General features: G+C 75.5%; 14 protein-coding genes and 1 pseudogene. 7 read left to right on the forward strand and 8 right to left on the reverse strand.

Annotated features, from left to right (window positions below; genetic code table 11):
* Window positions 1-67: 67 nt before the first annotated feature.
* A pseudogene (locus EAO71_RS34860) lies at window positions 68-2,989 on the reverse strand (molybdopterin oxidoreductase family protein); the annotation flags it as partial.
* Window positions 2,990-3,271: 282 nt separating this feature from the next.
* Complete coding sequence (locus EAO71_RS34865) at window positions 3,272-4,048, reverse strand: hypothetical protein (protein ID WP_147981835.1); 777 nt, start codon at window positions 4,046-4,048, stop codon at window positions 3,272-3,274.
* A gap of 373 nt (window positions 4,049-4,421) precedes the next feature.
* Between EAO71_RS34865 and EAO71_RS34870 the strand changes: the two genes are divergently transcribed.
* A complete protein-coding gene (locus tag EAO71_RS34870; protein WP_147981836.1) occupies window positions 4,422-5,030 on the forward strand; it encodes a hypothetical protein in 609 nt (202 codons plus the stop codon).
* A gap of 53 nt (window positions 5,031-5,083) precedes the next feature.
* Window positions 5,084-6,826, forward strand: coding sequence for a serine/threonine-protein kinase (locus EAO71_RS34875; protein ID WP_459112789.1), 1,743 nt, complete (start codon window positions 5,084-5,086; stop codon window positions 6,824-6,826).
* Here the strand turns inward: EAO71_RS34875 and EAO71_RS34880 are convergent.
* Window positions 6,808-9,897, reverse strand: coding sequence for a helix-turn-helix transcriptional regulator (locus EAO71_RS34880; protein WP_147981838.1), 3,090 nt, complete (start codon window positions 9,895-9,897; stop codon window positions 6,808-6,810). The genes EAO71_RS34875 and EAO71_RS34880 overlap by 19 nt on opposite strands.
* Window positions 9,898-10,126: 229 nt before the next feature.
* On the reverse strand, window positions 10,127-10,936 hold the full coding sequence (locus EAO71_RS34885) for an HAD-IIA family hydrolase (protein WP_147981839.1): 810 nt from the start codon (window positions 10,934-10,936) through the stop codon (window positions 10,127-10,129).
* A 437-nt stretch (window positions 10,937-11,373) separates the two neighbouring features.
* Between EAO71_RS34885 and EAO71_RS34890 the strand changes: the two genes are divergently transcribed.
* The 3 genes from EAO71_RS34890 (at window position 11,374) to EAO71_RS34900 (ending at window position 16,611) form a co-directional block, all read left to right on the forward strand.
* The gene (locus EAO71_RS34890; RefSeq protein WP_147981840.1) at window positions 11,374-12,369 is read left to right on the forward strand and encodes a GlxA family transcriptional regulator; all 996 of its coding nucleotides are present in this window, start codon (window positions 11,374-11,376) and stop codon (window positions 12,367-12,369) included.
* A 138-nt stretch (window positions 12,370-12,507) separates the two neighbouring features.
* Window positions 12,508-13,110, forward strand: coding sequence for an isochorismatase family protein (locus EAO71_RS34895; RefSeq protein ID WP_147981841.1), 603 nt, complete (start codon window positions 12,508-12,510; stop codon window positions 13,108-13,110).
* A 417-nt stretch (window positions 13,111-13,527) separates the two neighbouring features.
* The gene (locus tag EAO71_RS34900; protein ID WP_147981842.1) at window positions 13,528-16,611 is read left to right on the forward strand and encodes an alpha-mannosidase; all 3,084 of its coding nucleotides are present in this window, start codon (window positions 13,528-13,530) and stop codon (window positions 16,609-16,611) included.
* Here EAO71_RS34900 and EAO71_RS34905 read toward each other — a convergent pair.
* Together EAO71_RS34905 and EAO71_RS34910 are read right to left on the reverse strand one after the other, a co-directional pair.
* The gene (locus tag EAO71_RS34905; protein WP_147981843.1) at window positions 16,574-18,040 is read right to left on the reverse strand and encodes an MFS transporter; all 1,467 of its coding nucleotides are present in this window, start codon (window positions 18,038-18,040) and stop codon (window positions 16,574-16,576) included. The genes EAO71_RS34900 and EAO71_RS34905 overlap by 38 nt on opposite strands.
* A 115-nt stretch (window positions 18,041-18,155) precedes the next feature.
* Window positions 18,156-18,515: an ArsR/SmtB family transcription factor gene (locus tag EAO71_RS34910; RefSeq protein WP_147981844.1), complete on the reverse strand. Its 360-nt coding sequence runs from the start codon at window positions 18,513-18,515 to the stop codon at window positions 18,156-18,158.
* Between the two features lie 151 nt (window positions 18,516-18,666).
* Here EAO71_RS34910 and EAO71_RS34915 point away from each other — a divergent pair, with 151 nt between their 5' ends.
* Window positions 18,667-19,098, forward strand: a complete 432-nt coding sequence (locus EAO71_RS34915) for a PPOX class F420-dependent oxidoreductase (RefSeq protein WP_147981845.1) — start codon at window positions 18,667-18,669, stop codon at window positions 19,096-19,098.
* A 48-nt stretch (window positions 19,099-19,146) separates the two neighbouring features.
* On the opposite strand, the gene EAO71_RS34920 is transcribed toward EAO71_RS34915, so the two are convergent.
* Window positions 19,147-19,719, reverse strand: a complete 573-nt coding sequence (locus tag EAO71_RS34920; protein ID WP_147981846.1) for a rhodanese-like domain-containing protein — start codon at window positions 19,717-19,719, stop codon at window positions 19,147-19,149.
* A 75-nt stretch (window positions 19,720-19,794) separates the two neighbouring features.
* Between EAO71_RS34920 and EAO71_RS34925 the strand changes: the two genes are divergently transcribed.
* Window positions 19,795-20,073, forward strand: coding sequence for a metal-sensitive transcriptional regulator (locus tag EAO71_RS34925; RefSeq protein WP_147981847.1), 279 nt, complete (start codon window positions 19,795-19,797; stop codon window positions 20,071-20,073).
* A 25-nt stretch (window positions 20,074-20,098) separates the two neighbouring features.
* Here the strand turns inward: EAO71_RS34925 and EAO71_RS34930 are convergent.
* The coding region (locus EAO71_RS34930; RefSeq protein ID WP_147981848.1) for a TSUP family transporter at window positions 20,099-20,621 on the reverse strand (523 nt) is incomplete at its 5' end.

Genomic DNA, 20,621 nt, shown 5'->3' on the forward strand with positions numbered 1-20,621 from the left:
GATCCACCCCGAGGACGCCGAACGCCTCGGCATCGCGGAGGGCGACGCCGTGGAGATCACCTCGCGGCGCGGCGGGGGCGGGGCCCGGTGCCGGTGCGGGCGCGGTCCGCGGCGGCACGTCGGTCAGGCTGGTCAGGACCTGGTCGAGCCATGCCTCGGCGGAGGGCTCGTAGTCGGGTTCGCAGTCGGTCCGCGGTGCGAGGCGTACGGCCCCGAGTTCGTCGAGGCGCTGGTCGAGGCGCCGTCCGTGACCGCAGAAGTCGTCGTACGACGAGTCCCCGAAGGCGAGCACCGCGTACCGGCGTCCGTCGAGGCGCGGGGTGTCCGGGCCGGCGAGCGCGTCCCAGAAGCCGGAGCCGTTGTCGGGGGCGTCGCCGTCGCCGAAGGTGCTGGTGATCAGCAGCAGGTCGGCCGCCGGCGGCAGGGCGGACGGGTCCGTCTCGTCCATGCCGGCGAGGGCGGCCCGGTGCCCGGCCGCCACGAGCCGGTCGGCGGTGGCCGCGGCGAAGTCCTCGGCGTTTCCGGTCTGCGAGGCCCACAGGACGACGATCTCGCGGGCGGACGCCGGGACGGCCGGTCCCGGCCCGGAGGGGACGGCCCGCGGCGCGCGGGAGTACAGGCCGGCGAGGACGCCGTCGACCCAGCGGGCGTGCTCCTCGCGGAACGGCGCGCCGGGCGGGAGGACGGGGACGCCCGGGGCGCCCGCTTCCAGGCCGGCGAGGAAGCCGACGAGATACTGCCGTTCCTCCGCGCTCAGGACGGGCGGTGGGGAGGGTTCGAGCCCGAAGGCGGCGGAGACACCGGAAGGCGCCGCCTGGGGTACGACGACCGCCTGGACGGCGGCGGGCACCGGCGATCCGCCCGGCGCGGCCGCACCGGGCGCCGCCGCCGGCCGGGGTGCCGGTCCCGGCGCGGCCGTCTTCGTCAGGGCCACCGCGCACACCTTCAGTTCGGGCTGGAAGGAGAGCGGATCGACGGCGTCGTTGGTGACGGCGTTGACGCTGAGGTACTCGCCGAACAGGTCGTTCCAGTGGAACGGCGCGAAGCAGCAGCCCGGCAGGACGCGGTCGGTGACGACCGCCGGCAGGACCGCCTTCCCGCGCCGCGAGGTGATCTCCACGGCGTCGCCCTCCGCGATGCCGAGGCGTTCGGCGTCCTCGGGGTGGATCTCGACGAACGGGGCGGGGTCGAGCCTGTTGAGCCTGGCGACCCGGCCGGTCTTGGTGAGGGTGTGCCACTGGTGCTGGAGGCGGCCGGTGTTGAGGACGAAGGGGTGGTCGTCGTCGGGCATCTCGGCCGCGTCGAGGTGGGGGCGCGCGTGGAAGACGGCCCGGCCGCTCGGCGTGGGGAAAACCGGGCCCGCGCCGTCCGCGTCCAGGTAGCGGATCGGGTTGCGGTCGGGGCCGCCCGGCGCGGCCGGCCACTGCACGGGGGTGTCCCGCAGCCGCTCGTACGTGACGCCGGTCAGGTCGTAGCCCGTCTTCGGGTTCCGGGCGCGGGTGATCTCCTCGAAGATCTCCTCGGCGCTCTCGTAGGCGAACGCCTTCCCGTGGCCCAAAGCGCCGGCGATGCGGGCGATGATCCGCCAGTCGGCGAGGGCCTCGCCGGGCGGGTCGACGGCCGGGGAGGCGAGCGTGAGGTTGCGCTCGCTGTTGACCAGTACCCCCTCGGTCTCGGTCCACAGCGCGGCGGGCAGGATCACGTCGGCGTAGGCGTTGGTCTCGGTGTCGGCGAACGCGTCCTGGGTGATGACGAGTTCGGCGGCCTCCAGGCCCTCGATGACGGTGCGGCGGTTGCCGACCGAGGCGACCGGGTTGGTGCAGATGATCCAGCACGCCTTGATCTCGCCGTCCGCCATGCGGCGGAACAGGTCGACGGTGCCGCGGCCGGAGCCGTCCTCGCGGAGCGTGCCGGGCGCGAGGCCCCAGAGATCCTCGGTGAAGGCACGGTCCTCGGCGACCAGGACCGAGCGCTGACCGGGCAGTCCCGGGCCCATGTAGCCCATCTCGCGCCCGCCCATGGCGTTCGGCTGGCCGGTCAGGGAGAAGGGGCCCGAGCCGGGGCGGCAGATCGCGCCGGTGGCCAGGTGCAGGTTGACCAGGGCGTTGGTGTTCCAGGTGCCGTGGGTGGACTGGTTGAGGCCCATGGTCCAGCAGCTGGTCCACTCCCCGGCCGCGCCGATCCAGGCGGCGGCGGTGCGGATGTCCTCCTCGGGGATGCCGGTGAGCTCCGCGACGGTGGCGGGCGGGTAGTCGGCGAGGAAGGCGGGCATCGCCTCCCAGCCCTCGGTGTGCGCGGCGATGAACTCCGGGTCGGTGTGTCCGTTCTCGTGCAGCAGGTGCAGCAGCCCGTTGAGGAGGGCGAGGTCGGTGCCCGGCCTGACGCGCAGGTGCAGACCGGCCTTGGCGGCGGTGGCGGTGCGCCGCGGATCGACCACGATCAGCTTCGCCCCGGCCTTGACCCGCTCCATCATGCGCAGGAAGAGGATCGGGTGGCAGTCGGCCATGTTGGAGCCGATGACCAGGAAGAGGTCGGCGTGCTCGAAGTCCTGGTAGGAGCCGGGCGGGCCGTCCGCGCCGAGGGAGAGCTTGTAGCCGGTGCCCGCGCTCGCCATGCACAGCCGCGAGTTGGACTCGATCTGGTTCGTGCCGAGGAATCCCTTGGCCAGCTTGTTGGCCAGGTACTGCGCCTCCAGGCTCATCTGGCCGGAGACGTAGAGGGCGACGGCGTCCGGGCCGTGCCGGTCGACGATCGCGCGCAGGCGGTGGGCGGTGTCGGCGATGGCCCGGTCGGTGGAGACGGGGACGGGGGCCTCGCCGCGGCGTTCCCGCACCAGCGCGGTGGTCAGCCGTCCGGGCGCGGCGAGCATGTCGGCGGTGGTGGCGCCCTTGGTGCACAGGCGTCCGAAGTTGGCGGGGTGCTCCTTGTCGCCGGTCGCCTTGAGGACCGTCCGGCGGCCGTCGGGTCCCCGGCCGATGTCGAGGATCATTCCGCAGCCCACACCGCAGTACGAGCAGACGGTCCGCACCTGGTCGGGTCCGGTGCGCGGCTCGCGCGTGTCCTCTGGCGTCACCGGGGGCCTCTCTGTGGAACCGTTCGTGCCACGACCGTAGGAAATGCCCGTTACATCTGTGTCAACCGGGCTGATCTTGGTCCGTAACACGCGTCACACAGCGGCCCCCGGCCCGCTGTGAGGTGCCTCGGGGGTGTCCTGCCGGCCTCGCCGAAGCCCGGCGGGACCGGCGGGACACCCCGGGACGATCCCCGCGGGTCAGGGGGCGGCGGCCGGGCGCCCCGTGCCGTCGGCGGTGTCGGTGGCACGCAGCAGGCGCAGGAACGCCTTGAGTCCGGCGATGATCTCCTCGTTGTCGGTGAGGCGGTCGATCGTCGCCTCGAACTCCCGGGCCATGACGGCGATGCGACGGTCGGTGTCGTCGGCGCGCCGGTCGGTGGACAGGGCCAGCGCGTCGACCGCGCGGCGCAGTTCGGCCAGGGTCCGGTAGTGCTCCTCGGTGCGGTCCTCCAGGACCCGCGCGCCGTTCTCCACCTGGTCGACCCGGCCGCGCAGCTCGACCACGTCGTCGCGGGGATGGGTCGCCTCCACGAGCAGCCCACCCAGCCGCCGGCGCAACTGGGCGAAGTAGGCGCCCGCGGGCCGGAAGAAGGTGCTGAGCAGGAAGAACCCGGCGAACCAGTAGCCCGCTTCCCGTCCGCTCGCCCACGCGACCGCGCCCACCGCGACGGCCGTCGCCAGGTGGCCCGCGACGGCGAGGCGGAGCGTCACGCGGGCGATGCGGCCCGCTTCGGCGTCACGCTCCTTCGGGACCTCCAGCCCCTTCCGCCGGCTGATCGCGATCTCGGCCAGCACCGTATGGGCGCGGAAGTAGAGGTTCCAGGGCGCCGTCAGGAGCAGCAGCAGCCAGAGCAGTCCGAGGACGCCGGCTCCGACACCGAGCACCAGGGCGGGCGGGGCCCCGACCGCGTACGCCGTCACCAGGGCCAGGACCGCGGCTCCCGCGACCACGAACACACCTGCCGCCTTGCTCATGCCAACCCCCTCCGAGCCGTCCGGGCGGCTCCCGTCGGCCATGGTCCCGCCGCGGGCGGTGGGCGGCATGAGTACCGCTACTCACTTCGCCGGGCCGGCGTGGGGGGCGCCCGCCCGGCGGGGTCGCCGGACAGGGCCGGGACGGGAGCCGGGGCCGGCCCGTCGGCGAAGTTCCGTAGTTCTACGGATGTGGGCGCGCGCCCGGGCGTGAAAGGCTCCGCGGCGGGACCGGTGCGCAGTGCCGGCCGACCACCGCACGTCTCCCCCGAGCAGGAACACGGATGGGCCCGCTGACAGCGTTCGAGAGCATCGCCGGAGCCGGCCCCGCCGAGGACGTCACGGAAGCCCGCCGGCGTGCGCCGAGAGGTGTCCGGTGACCGGCTTCGACACGGTGGGGACCCTGCTCGCCCGGGCCCGGATGCTCACCGCGGCCGGTCATCCCGACGCGGGTGCCGCGTGGCGCCGGGCCGCGGCGGCCGTCGAGGGCACGGGAGGCCGGCTCTCCCCCGGCGACGAGGCGGACTCGCTCGACGCCCTGGCGCTCGACCACCGCGGCGACGCCGGCCACTGCGCCGAGACGTACTTCGCCCGGGCGGCCGAGCTGCACGAACTGGCCGGCAGCCACGGCAAGGCGCTGCTGTCCCGCGCCCGGGCACTGCTCTGCGCCCCGGACGCCGCCGGGGCGGCCGGACCGGGGTCGGAGGCCCGGGCCATGGCCGCTCTCGGAGCCCTCTGCGACCAGGTGGTCGCGGCCCACGAGGCCGGGGACACCACCGCCGCGCAGACCGCCACCCTCCTTCTCCTACAGTGCGGGGTACGGGCCGGGGGGCTCGGCGCCACACCCGGTCCGGGGGGCGGGTCCGCGACGGAGTCCGGAGCCACGGACCTGCGCGCCAAGCTCGACCGGCTGCGGGCATGCACGCAGGAGCATCGGCGGGCCACGGCCGCGAACGCCGGTGACAGGACGCGGGAGAGTACGTGAGCAGAGTGATCGACGGCCGCTTCGAGCTGGTGGAGCGGCTCGGCGGGGGCGGCATGGGCACGGTGTGGCGCGCCCGTGACCTGGCGTTGCACCGGGAGGTGGCGCTGAAGGAGGTCAGGCCGCCGGACCCGGCGATGGCCGAGTACGAGCCGGAGGCCGCCCGGACGCTGCGCGAGCGGGTGCTGCGCGAGGCCCGGGCGCTGGCCCAGGTCGACCACCCGAACGTCGTGACGATCCACCACATCGTGGACGGCGGGGAGGGCACGTACCCCTGGCTCGTGATGGAGCTGGTGACCGGCGGCTCGCTGCACGACCGGCTGGAGCGCGGCACGATGGCGCCGGCCGACGCCGCCCGGCTCGGCCGCGACCTGCTGTCGGCGCTGCGGGCGGCCCACGCGCGCGGCATCGAGCACCGGGACGTGAAGCCGGCGAACGTGCTGATGCGCCCCGACGGGCGGCCGGTGCTCACGGACTTCGGGATCGCCGCGGTACGCGAGTCCACCAGCCTCACGGCCACGGGCTCCGTCATCGGCTCGCCCGACTACATGGCGCCCGAGCGGGTCCGGGGCGGCGTCGGCGGTTCCGCCGGCGACCTGTGGTCCCTCGGCATGCTCCTGTACGTGGCGGTGGAGGGCCGGCATCCGCTGCGCCGCGCCAACACGCTGGCGACCCTGGCGGCCGTCCTCTCCGACGACGTGCCTCCGCCCCGCCAGGCCGGCCCGCTCGGCGCCGTACTGGCCACACTGCTCGTCCGTGATCCGGCGGCGCGCCCGGACGCCGAGGCGCTCGACCTCGCGCTGGCCGCCGTCGCCGAGCCCGTCGCACCGACCGGTCAGGGGGCCGGTGCGACGGGCTCGGCAGGGGGCGCGGGCGGTCCGGTCGACCCGAGGTCGGCCGGCCGGCCGGCCGACGCCGCCCCCGCGGCCGGGGACCCGCGGTCCGGGGCGCGGACGTCGTTCCATCTGGCGCCGCCCGCCGCGGGCCAGGCCCCGGGCCAGGGCTACGTCACGGGCCCGGCCGGGAATGCGACGCCGTCGCCGTTCCCGTCCTACGGGGGGCCGGCCGCGCCGACGCCTCCGCCCTTCCCGTCCTCCGCGCCCACCGCCACGGTGCCCGGGGGCCGGCGCCGGACCGGCCGGCTGGTCGGCGCGGCCCTCGCCGTGCTGCTCGCGGTGGCGCTGCCGATCGGCTACCTGAACTGGGACGGGCGGAAGGGGACCGGCGACGAGGCCAAGGACCGCGGCCCCACCACCTCGGCCACCGGACCGTCCTCCTCCGCCACGCCGTCGTCGGACGCCTCGGCGGACACCCCCGTGGACGCGGCCGACGACGACCCGGTGAAGACCGACCTGCTCACGGCCGAGGGCATCAAGAACGCCGTGGCCAAGCTGAAGCCCGTCATGGGCGGCACGAAGGTCACCCGCTTCGTGGTGTACCCGGAGTACGTGCTCGCCGAGGCGCTGGTCGAGGGAAGCACCAAGCGGTACGACTCGTTCAGCTACCGCGGCGGCGACGTCGCCGTGAAGGAGGGCTCGGGCGGCACGGTCATGTCGGGCACCGTGGCGGTCGATCTCGCCGACTTCGACTGGGACGCCGTCCCGGCGCTCATGAAGCGGGCGGACAAGGAGCTCGGGGTCAAGAACCCCACCAGCCGCTACCTCGTGGTGAACACGCCGTCCACCATCTTCAAGACGGGCGCGGGGATGAGCGTCTACCTCTCCGACGACTACGGCTCCGGCTATCTGAAGGCGGACCCCAAGGGCAAGGTCATCGCCGCCTACCCGCAGGAGGACTGACCGGTCCTGCCCGGCGGCGGGCCGTCGCCGGCGGCCAGGCCGCCCCGCACGACCAGGGAGGCGAGTGCCGCGCGCGTCACCACCCCGGTCTTGCGGTAGACGCGGGCGACGTGGCTCTCGACGGTCCGGGGGCTCAGGCCCAGCCGGTCGGCCACCGCCTGGTTGGTGAGCCCTTCCGCCACCAGTGCGGAGATCTCCCGCTCACGCGGGGTCAGCCGGGCCAGCCGGTCGTCCCGGGCGGGCGCGCCGCCCGCCGCGGGGGGACGCGGGCCGGCCGGTTCCGCGGGGCCCGGGGCTGCCGCCGGCGCGGGCCCGAAGACCGCCGGGCGCAGCCGCTCGGCCAGGTCGGCGAGCATCCGCGCGCCGCCGTCCGCGGCCAGCCGGCGGCCCCTGCGCCACATCGAGGCCGCCCCGGGTCCGTCGCCCGCCGCCTTCGCGAACGGGGCGCCGAGCAGCAGGCTCTGCGCCTCCCGCAGGGTCGCGCCGGAACGCGCGCTGAGCCGCGCCGCCTCCGCGAAGGAGCGGGCCGCCGCGGCCGGGTCGCCCCGGTGCGCCTGCAGCCGGCCGACGCCACGCAGGGCCGCCCCGCGCTGGACCGGGAGATCGAGCCGCTCCGCGAGTTCGGTCGCGCGGGCCGCACCCCGCTCGGCCTCGGCCTGGTCGCCGGCGACCAGGTCGGCGGCCACCAGGAGTTCCAGCAGGCTCGGCCGGACGGAGGACTGGATCCGGGGCAGGTCCCGGCCGCCTCCGGAGCGCGTCAGGACGTCCCGGACCCGGTCGGGGTCCTCGCCCGCGGGTATGGCGTAGGCGAGCAGCGAGCGCGCCTGGATCGCCCACCAGCCCTCGGCGCCGCTCACGGTGGCGGCGGCCTCCTCGGCCGCCGCCGGCCCCGCCGGATCACCCAGCGGCCGGGCGTGCAGCAGGATCGCGGCCCGGGTCGCCCGGGTGAAGCCGAGCAGCTCCGCCCCGCCCAGCGTCTGGGCGACCGCCAGGGACTCGTCGGCCAGCTCCAGGGCCGCCGCGACCCGGCCGGTGGTGAAGCGGACGTACGCCGCGCACATCAGGAGCTGCGAGAGGGCGAAGGGCCGCCCGCCGCGCCGGGCGATGGCGATCCCCCGCGCGCTGTGGCGCTCCGCGTCGGAGTAGCGGTCGAGGAAGACCTCGCTCCAGCCGAGTCTGACCAGCGACTCGCAGTGGGCCGCCAGCGCGCCGTCGGTCAGCACGTCGACCAGCGCCGCCGCCTCGTCGGCGTGGGAGCGGGCCGCCGGGATGTCGCCCTCGTAGGCCTCGCCCAGGGCGGCCAGCGTCAGCGCCTCCACCGCGCCCGGGTCGTCCCCGCGCGCCCGGGCGTCGGCCAGGACGCGCGCCACCTCGCCGCGGACCTCGGGGTAGCGGGTGGCGAAGAGGGCGCGGCAGCCCCATTCGACGACGAGCCCGAGGCGCCGGGCGGGCCGGGGCCCGGGCACGCGTTCCAGTTCGCGGCGGAGCAGGGCGTCGGCCTCGGGGTAGCGGCCGAGGTGGCGTTCCATGAAGGCGCAGAGCAGGACGGCCGAGATCCGCAGGTCGTCCGCGTCGTCGCGCCCGCCGCCGTCGCGCGCATCGGACCCGCCGTCGGGGGCGCCGCCCGTCCGGTCGTGCTCCCGGCGGTCCGCCTCGCCGCCGTGGGCGGGCGGACCGCCGTCGATGAGCCGGTGGAGCAGGTCGCGGCTCTCCTCCACCCGCCCGGCGGCACCGAGTGCCCGCGCCCGGAGCAGCGTCAACTCCCTTCGGGTGGCGCGGTGTTCGGAGGCGTCCGGCAGGAGTCCGAGGACCGCTTCCAGCCAGCGGGCGGCGCGCCCCGGGGCGGTGGCCTCCGTCTCGGCGGCTGCCCTGACCAGGACGGCGGCGCCCTCGGGGTCCCAGCGGGTCATCGCGTGCTCCCGGTGGCGCGCCTGCTCGGCCGCTGCGGCTCCGGCCAGGGCGAGTTCGGCCGKCGCCCTGCGGTGGAACTCCTGGCGCCGCCAGGGGTCCATGGCCCGTCGCACCAGCTGCGGCATGACGGGATGGCGCGGGAGCAGGTGGTGGCCGCCGCCGTCGGGGCGGACGAGATCGCGGCGCGCGACCTGGCGCAGGGCCTCGGCGAGGTCGTCGGCGCCGGCGGCCGTGACCGCCCGGACCAGTTCGGGGGTCGCCTGGTCACCGAGGACCGCCACGGCCTCGACGACGGCGCGCTGCAGGGGCGGCAGCGGCGCGAGTTCGCCGAGCAGGTGCGCCTCGGGGCCGGTGGTGCCCGAGCAGGTGCGGGCGTGGACGAGGGCGAGGAAGTACAGCGGGTTGCCCCGGCTCGCGGTGTACGCCTCCTCGGCCTGCCGGACCGGGAGGCCGGGTGCCAGCCGCTCGACGCAGTCGCGGCGGTCCAGCGGTCCGAGGGTGACGCGGGTGACGGCGCCCGTGTCGATGCCGCGGGCCAGGGCGGCGGCGAGGTCCGGCGGAGTCTGCCGCTCGCGCCGGGCGGCGACGAGCAGGAACGGCGTTCGTACCGGGTGCCTGAGGAGATGGTCGAGGAGCTCCAGGGAGGAGGCGTCGGCTCCATGCAGGTCGTCGAGGAGGAGGACCAGGCCGGGGCCGGGGACACGGCCGAGCTCCGTCGCGGCGCGGCGCAGGAGCGAGGACCGTCCGGCGGCTCCGGCGGAGTCGCCCGGCACGAACGTGATGCCGTGCACCGCGCCCGCTTGGGCACCGGCACCGGCACCGAGCAGGGCGCCGAGGCCGGAGGCGGGGTCGTCCTCGTGGGTGTGCTCCAGGTCGCCGAGGGCGTCGGTGAAGACCTGGAAGGGGCCCGCGTCGCCGTCGTCGACGGCACGGCCGCGCAGGACGGTCAGGCCGCGGGCTCGCGCCCGCGTCGCGAACTCGGTGAGCAGCCGGCTCTTGCCCGCCCCGGCCTCGCCGGTGAGGTCGACCGCCGTGACGCGGGGGTCGGCCGGCCCCCCGGCGTCGATCCTGTCCAGGAGGGCGCCGAGCCGGTCCAGCTCCGCCTGCCGCCCGACGAAGGGCGCGCGGTCGACGCACCCCCGCCCCGCGTGTGTCTGCACGACCCGTCCCCTTCGACCCTTCAGCGGTTCCCCCACTTCACGTTTCTACGTCACGCCACCGACAATTCCGAACCGGTCGGCCACTGTCCGTCACACCTGCACCTCACACCTCATTCATCACACCAACCTCATGCACCACACAAGCCCTGTTCGGCGGACGCGTTGCTCCTGCCCGGTGGATCACGCCCCGACGGCCGCCTGCCCGGCCGCGGAGGCGGCGCTGCCGCCCTCATGCCCCCGAAGCGCCGCCCGGGGCGAGTCGTTCGACCAGGGCCGGCAGGTCGGCGACGGAGTCGAGCACGTGGTCCGGCGTCCCGTCGGCCGAACGATGCGTCTCGGGCAGGTACTTGCCGGTCCTGACGAGGACGCCGGTGATCCCGACCCGCTGGGCGGCGAGGACGTCCGAGACGATGTCGTCGCCCACCATGAGCGCCTGCGCGGCAGGGACCTCCAGACGGGCGAGGGCGGCGGCGAAGAAGGCGGCGGACGGCTTGCCGGTCACCACCGCCTCCACCCGCGCGGCGCGTTCCAGCCCGAGGAGGAAGGCCCCGGTGTCGAGGTCGAGACCACCGGAGGTGCGCCAGTAGAGGTTGCGGTGCATGGCGACGAGGTGCGCGCCGTCCTGGAGCAGGCCGAACACACGGTTCAGCGCCGGGTAGGCGAAGGCGTCGCCGGCGCCGCCGAGGACGACCACCTCGGGCGCCGGACCGTCCTCGCCGACCAGTGTCACGCCGTCGAGGTCGTCGCGGACGTCCCCGGTGGTGAGCAGCAGGCAGCGCGCGCCCGGGTGGTGCTCCCGCAGGTACGAGGCCGTTGCGGCGGGCGCGGTCAGGATGTCGCCGGCGGTGACGGGGAAGCCTTCGGCCGCGAGCCTCCCGGCGATCGAGGCGCGCGTCCGCGAGGTGTTGTTGGTGACGAGCGCGAACGGAAGGCCGCGATCCCGCAGCGACCGCACGGCCCGGACGGCGCCGGGGAGCGGCTTCCAGGACACGGTGAGCACCCCGTCGATGTCGATCAGGGCGGCGGCGAGGGGTTCCATGGGGGTCCGACTGGTCGCGGGGAGTCCGGACACGCGGTCCCCCGGTGGTCCGTCACCGCGCCGAGGGTCCTCGACCGTCGTCGGGAGCCCGGCCCGGGAGGGACCGCCGGGGGCCTGGCCAGAGCCGCGAGGGGGTCACGCGGGGCGGCGAACGTCTTCGCCGTCGGGTGCGGCTCGCTCTGGTTTCTGGTGTATTCAGTATTTTCCTCCGCATCCGCCGCGCGTCAAGGGTTCCCGTCGCGCGGAGCCGCGAGCGGCTCCACGGACGCGGCCCGGGCCGGCCGCACCCTCGACGGTGGTACGCGCGTCCGGAGAGCCCCGGCCCGGGAGCCCGAGCCACCCCCGGTGTCGGACGCCCGATGTCCGGATGTCCGGATGTCCGGATGTGACAGAAGCCCGTCATTGCGGTCACCGGGTCGAGGGCGAACGATGGGCACATGCCCCAGATCAGTCACCGCGTCGTGATCGCGGTCTTCCCCGACGTCGACCTGCTCGACGTCACCGGCCCGGCCGAGGTCTTCGCGCTGGCCAACCGGGAGTCCGCGGGCCGGGCCGGCTACGAGGTCCGCCTGGCCGGGCCCGGGCCGGCCGGCGAGGCGGTGGCCACCTCGGCCGGCGTCCGCCTGGTCACCGATCTCGGCTTCGCGGACGTCGGCGCCGCGGTGGACACCCTCCTGGTGCCCGGCGCGGTGGAGGGGTACCCGGACGATCCGCGGCCCCGGATCGATCCGCGGGTGGTGGAGTGGGTCGGGGAGACCGCGCCGCACGCGCGGCGGATCGCCTCGGTGTGCGTGGGCGCGCACCTGCTCGCCGCGGCGGGCCTCCTGGACGGCCGGGCCGCGACCACGCACTGGTCGACGGCGGCCCGGCTCGCCGCCGACCACCCCGAGGTCACCGTCGACCCGGACCCGATCTTCATCCGCTCCGGCCGGGTGTGGACCGGGGCGGGCATCAGCGCCTGCCTCGACCTCGCGCTCGCCCTGGTCGCGGAGGACCACGGCGAGGACCTGGCACTCACGGTGGCCCGGCACCTGGTCGTGTACCTCAAGCGCCAGGGCGGCCAGAGCCAGTTCAGCGTCCCGCTCAGCCGTCCGGCGGCGTCCCGCCGGGACATCGACGCGCTCCGGCTGTACGTCGCCGACCATCTGGACGCGGACCTGTCGGCGGCCGCCCTGGCGGCACGCATGTGCCTGAGCGAACGTCACTTCGCCCGTGTCTTCACCCAGGAGACGGGGGCCACCCCCGCCGCGTACGTGGAGGCCATGCGCGTCGAGGCCGCCCGGCGCCTGCTGGAGACCACCGACGAACCGCTGGAGTACGTGGCCCGGGCCACCGGACTCCGCTCGGTGGAGACCCTGCACCGTGCCTTCCGGCGGCAGATCGCCACGAGCCCGGCCGCCTACCGGCGCCGCTTCCGCACCACCCCGGCCTGACCACGCCACCCCGGCCCGGTCGCGCCACCCCGGCCCGACCCGCCGCCTGAGCGACCGCACCCCCGACCCGGCACSCCGGCCCGCGCGTGCGCGCGCCGCGCCATGCCCCTTTTCACCCTTGACGAGAGGAAAACAACCATGTCCGTCTCCACGACCCTGCGCGACGTGATCGGCCTCGGCCACGAGCTCCCCCGGCTCGCCGACTCCACCGTCGTCATGATCGACTTCCAGAACACCTACCGGACCGGCGTGATGGCCCTGGAGGGGGCCGAGGAGGCCCTCGCCGCCGGCGCGCGCCTGCTGGCCGCCGCGCGCGCGGTGGGCGCACCCGTGGTGCACGTCGTCAACGACGGCGGCACGGGGACCCCGTACGACGTCCGCGCCGAGATCGGCGCCATCGTCCCCGAGGTCGCGCCCGCCGAGGGCGAACCCGTGGTGGTGAAGGAGTTCCCCGACGCCTTCCACCGGACGGATCTGGAGAAGATCCTGCGCGACCGGGGCGCAGGCCCGGACCTCGTGCTGGCCGGGTTCATGACGCACCTGTGCGTCACGTTCACCGCCCAGGGCGCCTTCCAGCTCGGCTTCCGTCCGACGGTGGTGGCCGAGGCGACGGCGACCCGCTCGCTCGCCGCCCCGGACGGCGACGTCATGGCCGCCCGCGATCTGCAGCGGGCGGCCCTGACGACGGTGGCCGACCTGTTCGGTCCGGTGGCGCCCCGCGTCGCGGACCTGTCGGCCTGACCGGGGCGCCGCGGCCGGCTCGGCTCCCCCGCGCCTCCGGCTCGTGGACGCGGGCGGCGGGGTCCGGGCCGGCCGGGTGACCTCCGGACGCGCGCGGGGCGCCGAGGCGCTCGCCGGGTGCGTCGTGGCGGCGGCCCGAGGAGCGGGCACACGGTCCGTCCGCGCTCCACCGCGGCGCCGGCGCCGCCCCGCGGGCGGGTCGCCGGAGCGGTCGGCCCGGGCCCCGGCAGGGCCTGTCACCGGGGCGTTGACGCGGCGCGCCGCGCGCGGAGTACGACCGGCGGTCGTACTGGCGGTGCGGGCCGCGGACCGCAAGCATCTGAACGCACGCGGCATCGGCCTCACGGTCACGGCCGACGATCCCGGCCCCGCCCGACGGACCTTCACCCGCACACCCCACGCGAGGGAGTGACTGCCATGCACGACGACCGCAGCCTGATCGAGTCCCGGCTGAGGCGGGTCCTCGACGAGCGCATCAGGCCGGCCATCCACCCGGAGCGGGTGCCGCTGGAGGCCGGGATCTGGACGGCGCCGGACGAACCGGTGCCGGTGGCCGAGGGCCTCGCCGCGCCGCGTACCCCGATCGCCGCCGGTGACGCCTGGGGAGCACCCTGGGGCACGAGCTGGCTCACGGTGTCCGGCCGCGTGCCGGAGGCCTGGGCGGGACGGACGGTCGAGGCGCTGATCGACCTCGGCTTCGACGCGAACATGCCGGGCTTCCAGTGCGAGGGACTCGTGTACCGGCCGGACGGGTCCCCCGTGAAGGGGCTCAACCCGCGCAACCAGTGGGTGCGGATCGGCGCGCCGGTGGCGGGCGGCGAGGAGGTGCTGCTGCACGTGGAGGCCGCGTCCAATCCGATGATCATGGACCACCACCCCTTCCGGCCGACCGGCCTCGGCGAGAAGGAGACGGCCGGGACGAAGCCGCGGTACCGGCTGGAGCGGCTGGACCTCGCGGTCTTCGACGAGACGGTGTGGCAGCTCGTGATGGACCTGGAGGTCCTCGGCGAGCTGATGGCGGAGCTGCCGCCGGAGGGGGCCCGGCGCTGGGACGTCCTGCGGGCGGTCGACCGGGCATTGGACGCCGTCGACCTCCAGGACGTGAACGGCACGGCCGCCGCCGCCCGCGAGCGCCTCGCCGGCGTCCTGGCCTCACCCGCCGAACCCTCGGCGCACCGGATCAGCGCGGTCGGTCACGCGCACATCGACTCGGCCTGGCTGTGGCCGCTGCGCGAGACGGTCCGCAAGGTCGCGCGGACCGCGGCCAACATGACGGCGCTCCTGGAGGACGAGCCGGACTTCGTCTACACGATGTCGCAGGCCCAGCAGTACGCGTGGATCAAGGAGCACCGGCCCGAGGTGTACGCGCGGGTGAAGAAGGCCGTCTCGGAGGGCCGTTTCGTGCCGGCCGGCGGCATGTGGGTGGAGTCGGACACCAACATGCCGGGCTCGGAGGCGATGGCCCGTCAGTTCGTGCACGGCAAGCGGTTCTTCCTGGAGGAGTTCGGGGTCGAGAACGAGGAGGTGTGGCTGCCGGACACCTTCGGCTTCGCCGGCGGACTGCCGCAGGTCATCCGGGCGGCGGGCTCGAAGTGGCTGCTGACCCAGAAGATCTCCTGGAGCCGGACCAACTCCTTCCCGCATCACACGTTCTGGTGGGAGGGCATCGACGGCACACGGATCTTCACCCACTTCCCGCCGGTGGACACCTACAACTGCTCGATGCACGGCAGGGAGATCGCCCACGCGGTCAGGAACTTCAAGGACAAGGGCCGGGCCCGGCGCTCGCTCGCGCCGACCGGCTGGGGCGACGGGGGCGGCGGGACCACCCGCGAGATGATCGCGAAGGCCGCACGCCTGCGGGACCTGGAGGGATCGGCCCGGGTCCGCTGGGAACGGCCGGCCGAGTTCTTCGCCGAGGCCCAGGCCGAGTACCCGGATCCGCCGGTCTGGGTGGGCGAGCTGTACCTGGAGCTGCACCGGGCGACCCTGACCAGCCAGGCGCGGACCAAGCAGGGCAACCGGGCGAGCGAGAACCTGCTGCGCGAGGCCGAGCTGTGGGCGGCCACCGCCACCGTCCGGACCGGGTCGCCCTACCCGTACGCGGAGTTGGACCGGATCTGGAAGACGGTGCTGCTGCACCAGTTCCACGACATCCTGCCCGGCTCCTCGATCGCCTGGGTGCACCGGGAGGCGGAGCGGACGTACGCCGCCGTGGCCGGGGAGCTGACCGGGATCGTGCGGCGGGCGCAGCGGGCGCTGGCCGGGGACGGCACCGCGGGTGGCGAGGTGGTCTTCAACGCGGCGCCGCACGCGCGGGCCGGGGTGCCGGCGGGCGGCGCGCGGGCGGTGGCCGCGGAGCCGGCGGCCGGGGACCGGGCACCCGGGGGCTGCGCCGTGACGGACCGGCCGGGCGGCGGTCACGTCCTGTCCAACGGACTGCTGCGGGTGGCGGTGGACGAGCGCGGCCTGGTGGTCTCGGTGGTCGACCTCGCCGCGGGGCGGGAGGCGATCGCGCCCGGGACCGCGGCCAACCTGCTGCAGATCCACCCCGACTTCCCGAACATGTGGGACGCCTGGGACGTCGACCGCTTCTACCGCAACACGGTCACCGATCTGACGGAGGCCGACGAGGTGGTCGTCGTCGACGACACCCCGCGGTCCGTCGCGGTCCGCGTGACCCGCTCCTTCGGCGCCTCGCGCGTCGTGCAGACGCTCACGCTCGAGGCGGGCGTGAAGCGGCTCGACCTCGGCACCGAGGTCGACTGGCACGAGACGGAGAAGTTCCTCAAGGCGGCCTTCCCGCTGGACGTCCACGCGGACCGCTACGCGTCCGAGACCCAGTTCGGTCACCTGTACCGGCCCACGCACACCAACACGAGCTGGGAGGCGGCGAAGTTCGAGGCCTGCAACCACCGCTTCGTGCATCTGGAGGAGCCCGGCTGGGGCGTCGCGCTGGTGACGGCCTCGACGTACGGCCACGACGTGACGCGCACGGTACGGGCCGGGGACCGCGGCACCACGACGACGGTCCGCGTCTCGCTGCTGCGCGCCCCCCGCTTCCCCGACCCGCACACCGACCAGGGGGTGCACAGCTTCCGCCACGCCCTGGTGCCCGGCGCGACGGTGGGCGACGCCGTGCGCGAGGGGTACCGGGTCAACCTGCCGGAGCGCCGGGTCCCGGGCGACGCGGACGTCGCCCCGCTGGTCGCCCTGGACGAGGACGGGGTGGTGGTGAGCGCCGTGAAGCTGGCCGACGACCGCAGCGGCGACCTGGTCGTGCGGCTCTACGAGTCCCGGGGCGCGCGTGCCGATGTCCGGCTGACGACGGCTCTCGGCCCCACCGGTGCCGTCGGCGTCGAGGTCTGCGACCTCCTGGAGCGCCCCCTCGCGGACGCCCCGGCCGGGATCGCGCGGGTGACGGACGGGGCGCTGCGGCTGCGGCTGCGGCCGTTCGAGCTCGTCACGCTGCGCTTCGCCCGCTCCGGGAGTACCGGCTGAGTCCGCGCGGATGGAGGGCGTCCCGGCGATAGCCGTGCACGTGGGGCCCGCCCGCACCAGCCAGATGCGGGTGGTCCGGCGCCAGCTCGGGATGGACGTGGGCCGTCCCGTCCGGGTCCGTACGCGGCCACAGCCGGACGGCCGCGACGGAGCCGGCCAGGGCGACGCCGGCCAGGACGGCGGCGCAGACCCGCGGTCCGGCCGTCGCGGTCAGGAGGCCCGCGAGCGGGTAGGTGAGGAGCCAGCAGAGGTGTGAGAGGGAGAAGTGCGCGGCGAAGGCGGCCGGCAGGTCGGCGCCCGTCGCCGAGCGGCGCACCAGCCGGCCGCCGGGCGTCAGCACCGCCGACCCCACCGCGCCGACGAGGAACCAGGCGGCGAGCAGGCCGGGCCAGGACCAGGCGCCGGTCGCCGCCGGCACGGCGAGCACCGCGACGGTCGCAAACGCGGCGGCGAGCATCGGACCCCGTTCGCCGCGCCGGTCCAGCAGGGGCGGCAGGAGCAGGGCGGCGGCCATGGATCCGGCGCCGTACGCGCCCAGCGCGATCGACACGTCGCCGGCGGAGCGGCCGAGGGTGTCGCGCACCAGCACGACCGTGCCGACGAGGACCAGGGCCCCGCCGGCGGCCACCACGAGGTCGAGCGCGAGGAGGGCCTTCAGCCGCGGCGTGGCGAGGAAGAGCCGGGTACCGAAGGCGGCCTGGGCATATCGGCCGCCGGAGCGAGGGACCCGGTCGGTCCGGGGGCCGTCGGTCGGGGGTCGGTCGGTGGCGGGTCCGTCGGTCGCGGGTCGGTCGGTCGCGGGTCCGCCGGTCGCGGGGCCGTCGGTCGCGGGTCGGTCGGTCGGGGGTCCGCCGGTGGCCGATCCGGGGAGCAGGACGGAGACGACCAGCGCGGCCGAGGCGAGGAAGCCGATCGCGGTGCCGGTGAAGAGCCCTCCGTACGGGACGAGCGTCAGGAGGGCGGCGGCCAGCACCGGGCTGAACAGGCTCTCCAGGTCGTAGGCGATGCGGGAGAGCGACAGCGCCCGGGTGTAGGAGCGTTCGTCCGGGAGCACGTCGGGGAGGGTGGCCTGGTAGACCGGCGTGAAGACGGCGGAGGCGGCCTGGAGCAGCAGGACGAGGACGTAGACCTGCCACACCTGGGTGACGAAGGGCAGGACCAGGGCGATCGCGGCACGGGTGAGGTCCGTGGCGACGAGGAGGGCGCGCCGGGGTATCCGCTCGGCGAGCGCGCCGGCCACCGGGGCGATCGTCACGTAGGCGACCATCTTGAGCGCCAGCGCGGTCCCGAGGACCGCGGAGGCCCGGTCGCCGGCGAGGTCGTAGGCGAGCAGGCTCAGCGCGACGGTGGCGAGGCCGGTGCCGGTGAGCGCGACGACCTGGGCCGCGAAGAGGTGCCGGTAGGTGCGGTGACGCAGCACGGACAGCATGGGGACCGCCCTCGTTCGGCTCCGGGGGCACCACCGTAACCGACATGTGCACAGGTGCGCACATGTTGATCCGAGCGAGGTCCGCGTTCCTGGGGACACACCCTCGTCCCGGACGTCAGTCGTGCCAGGGCTCGCCCGACACCTGGTGATCGGCGTGGCTGATCGCCTCCACGACGAGCCGCCGCATGTGGCCGTCGGGCAGCGTGTACACGACCCGCCGTCCGTCCTTGCGGTGCTGGACGAGGCCGCCGAGGCGGAGTTTCGCCAGGTGCTGGCTGACCGCGGGCCGCGCCGCGCCGCACGCCTCGGCCAGCGCGGTCACGTCCGACTCCCCCCGCGTCAGCAGCCACACCAGGTGCAGCCGGGTGGGGTCCGCGAGCAGCGCGAACACCCCCGCCGCCGCGGAGAGCTCGCGGGCACCAGGGGTGCGCTGGTGCGCATCACGCGCAGCGGGGAATCCCTCGCGTTCGGCCATGGGCTCATCGTAGGCACCGGGGCGGTACCCGGACCGGGCGGGCGACGAGCGGAGCGGGACCGGGGGCGGATGAGGCGCCGGGCGCGCGGGGGCGGCCGGAGCACTCGGCGGACGCGGAATACACGCCGTCCTGCGGCGAGTTGATCCATACATGACCGACACAGCCTTCGACGCGCACGCGCTGCTCGCAGAGAGCCGGCTGGGCGTGCTCGCGACGATCAAGTCCGACGGCCGCCCCCAGCTCTCCCCCGTCCTTCCCTCGTACGACCGGTCCGCCGGCGTCGTCCGGGTGTCGACGACCGCGGGCACGGCCAAGACCGCCAACCTGCGCCGCGATCCACGCGCCGCCCTGGAGGTGACGAGCGCCGACGGACGGGCGTGGGCGACGGCCGAGGGCACCGTGACCCTCGTCGGCCCCGGGACCGACCCGGACGGCCCCGAGGTCCAGGCCCTGGTCGACTACTACCGCGAGGCGGCCGGGGAGCACCCGGACTGGGACGAGTACCGCGCGGTCATGGTGGCCGACCGGAGGGTCCTGCTCACGCTGACCGTGGACCACGTGTACGGCACGAGTCTGCGCTGACCGGCGGGCCGCCCGGGCCCGGGCTCCGGGCTTCACGCGGCCGTGCGCTCAGACGGTCAGGGCCCGCAGGGTGGCCTCGAACCCGACGGCGTCCCGCGGGGCCCTGTTGTGGGGCAGCCTCGCCAGCAGGGCGGCCATGCCGCAGGCGTTCGTCGCGCCGGAGAAGACCAGACCGGCCGCCACCAGGCCGGACAGCCAGTGGGCGGGCGACCAGGCCAGACCGGCCAGGAAGCCGAGCAGGACCAGGGTTCCCGCGGCGAGGCGGACCTGGCGGTCCATCGACCAGGTGGTCCTGGCCCCGGCGGGCCGTTCGACCGGGTGTCCGGCCGCCGCCCACGCGCCGGTGCCGCCGTCGAGGTTGGTGGCGTCGATGCCGAGTGCCGCCAGCTGGACGCAGCCCCGGGCGGACCGGGCGCCGGAGGCGCATACGATCAGCAGCGGCACGCGCTCGGCCGCGGACCGCAGGGCGTGGGCGGCTTCCTCGACGCGGTCCAGGGGGATGTTGTGGGCGCCCGGGATGTGTCCGGAGGCGTACTCGCCGGGGGTACGCACGTCGATGACGGTGTACTCGCCGAGGCGGTGCGTCGCCTGCGAAGTGGTCAGGGCGGTCGGGGTCGTCACGGAACGGAACCTTTCGGTGGAGTGTCCACCCCCCACGGTAGGATACCCGCGGGGGTATGTGCAGGAGGAGGAAGAGTGCAACTCGACATGTCGGCCGAGGAGCTGAAGTCGGCGCTGAACCGGCTCCGGCGGGCTCAGGGCCAGCTGGCGGGCGTCATCCGGATGATCGAGGAGGGCCGGGACTGCGAGGACGTGGTGACCCAGCTCGCCGCGGTCTCCCGTGCCCTGGACCGCGCCGGCTTCTCGATCATCGCCACCGGACTGCAGCAGTGCATGACCGGCGAGGACCCGGAGATGCAGGACTCCGCGCAGATGCGGGCCCGGCTGGAGAAGCTCTTCCTCTCCCTGGCCTGAGTTCCGCTCACCTGCCCGGGTCCGCTCACAGCAGGGCCGTGACGCCCATGGCCGCGGACACGGCCACCAGCACGCCGCCGAAGACCCGCTGGAGCGCCCGCGCGGAGACCTTCGCGGCCAGTCGCCGGCCGTCCCAGGCCCCCAGGACGGCCGTGGCGAGGAAGGGCAGGATCAGCGCCCAGTCCAGCTGTACTGCGGTGGTCGCCCGGGCCGCGAGGGCCACGAGCGCGTTGGCGACGATGACGAGCAGGCTCGTCCCCACCGCCGCGCTCATCGGCACGGCGAGGACGGTCACCAGCGCCGGCACGGCCAGGAAACCGCCGCCGACACCGAGGAGACCGGTCACGGCGCCGAGACCCGCCCCGGCTCCCGCGGCACGGCCGGCCGACGACGGACCCGCCGCGGCGGCCGAGGCCGGTCTCACGCTCGTCACCCCGTCCGGTGACTGACCGCCCGCCCCGGCTCCCGCGGCACGGCCGGCCGACGACGGACCCGCCGCGGCGGCCGAGGCCGGTCTCACGCTCGTCACCCCGTCCGGTGACTGACCG

Origin of the sequence: Streptomyces sp. MS191, from assembly GCF_008042125.1 — a bacterium.
In the GTDB taxonomy this organism is placed as follows: Bacteria; Actinomycetota; Actinomycetes; order Streptomycetales; family Streptomycetaceae; genus Streptomyces.

What these genes read in the sequence shown, in the direction of transcription:
- EAO71_RS34865 (WP_147981835.1), bottom strand. Translation starts at nt 4,048, where the DNA reads ATGAGCAAGGCGGCAGGTGTGTTCGTGGTCGCGGGAGCCGCGGTCCTG.
- EAO71_RS34875 (WP_459112789.1), top strand. Translation starts at nt 5,084, where the DNA reads ATGGGCACGGTGTGGCGCGCCCGTGACCTGGCGTTGCACCGGGAGGTG.
- EAO71_RS34885 (WP_147981839.1), bottom strand. Translation starts at nt 10,936, where the DNA reads ATGGAACCCCTCGCCGCCGCCCTGATCGACATCGACGGGGTGCTCACC.
- EAO71_RS34890 (WP_147981840.1), top strand. Translation starts at nt 11,374, where the DNA reads ATGCCCCAGATCAGTCACCGCGTCGTGATCGCGGTCTTCCCCGACGTC.
- EAO71_RS34895 (WP_147981841.1), top strand. Translation starts at nt 12,508, where the DNA reads ATGTCCGTCTCCACGACCCTGCGCGACGTGATCGGCCTCGGCCACGAG.
- EAO71_RS34900 (WP_147981842.1), top strand. Translation starts at nt 13,528, where the DNA reads ATGCACGACGACCGCAGCCTGATCGAGTCCCGGCTGAGGCGGGTCCTC.
- EAO71_RS34905 (WP_147981843.1), bottom strand. Translation starts at nt 18,040, where the DNA reads ATGCTGTCCGTGCTGCGTCACCGCACCTACCGGCACCTCTTCGCGGCC.
- EAO71_RS34910 (WP_147981844.1), bottom strand. Translation starts at nt 18,515, where the DNA reads ATGGCCGAACGCGAGGGATTCCCCGCTGCGCGTGATGCGCACCAGCGC.
- EAO71_RS34915 (WP_147981845.1), top strand. Translation starts at nt 18,667, where the DNA reads ATGACCGACACAGCCTTCGACGCGCACGCGCTGCTCGCAGAGAGCCGG.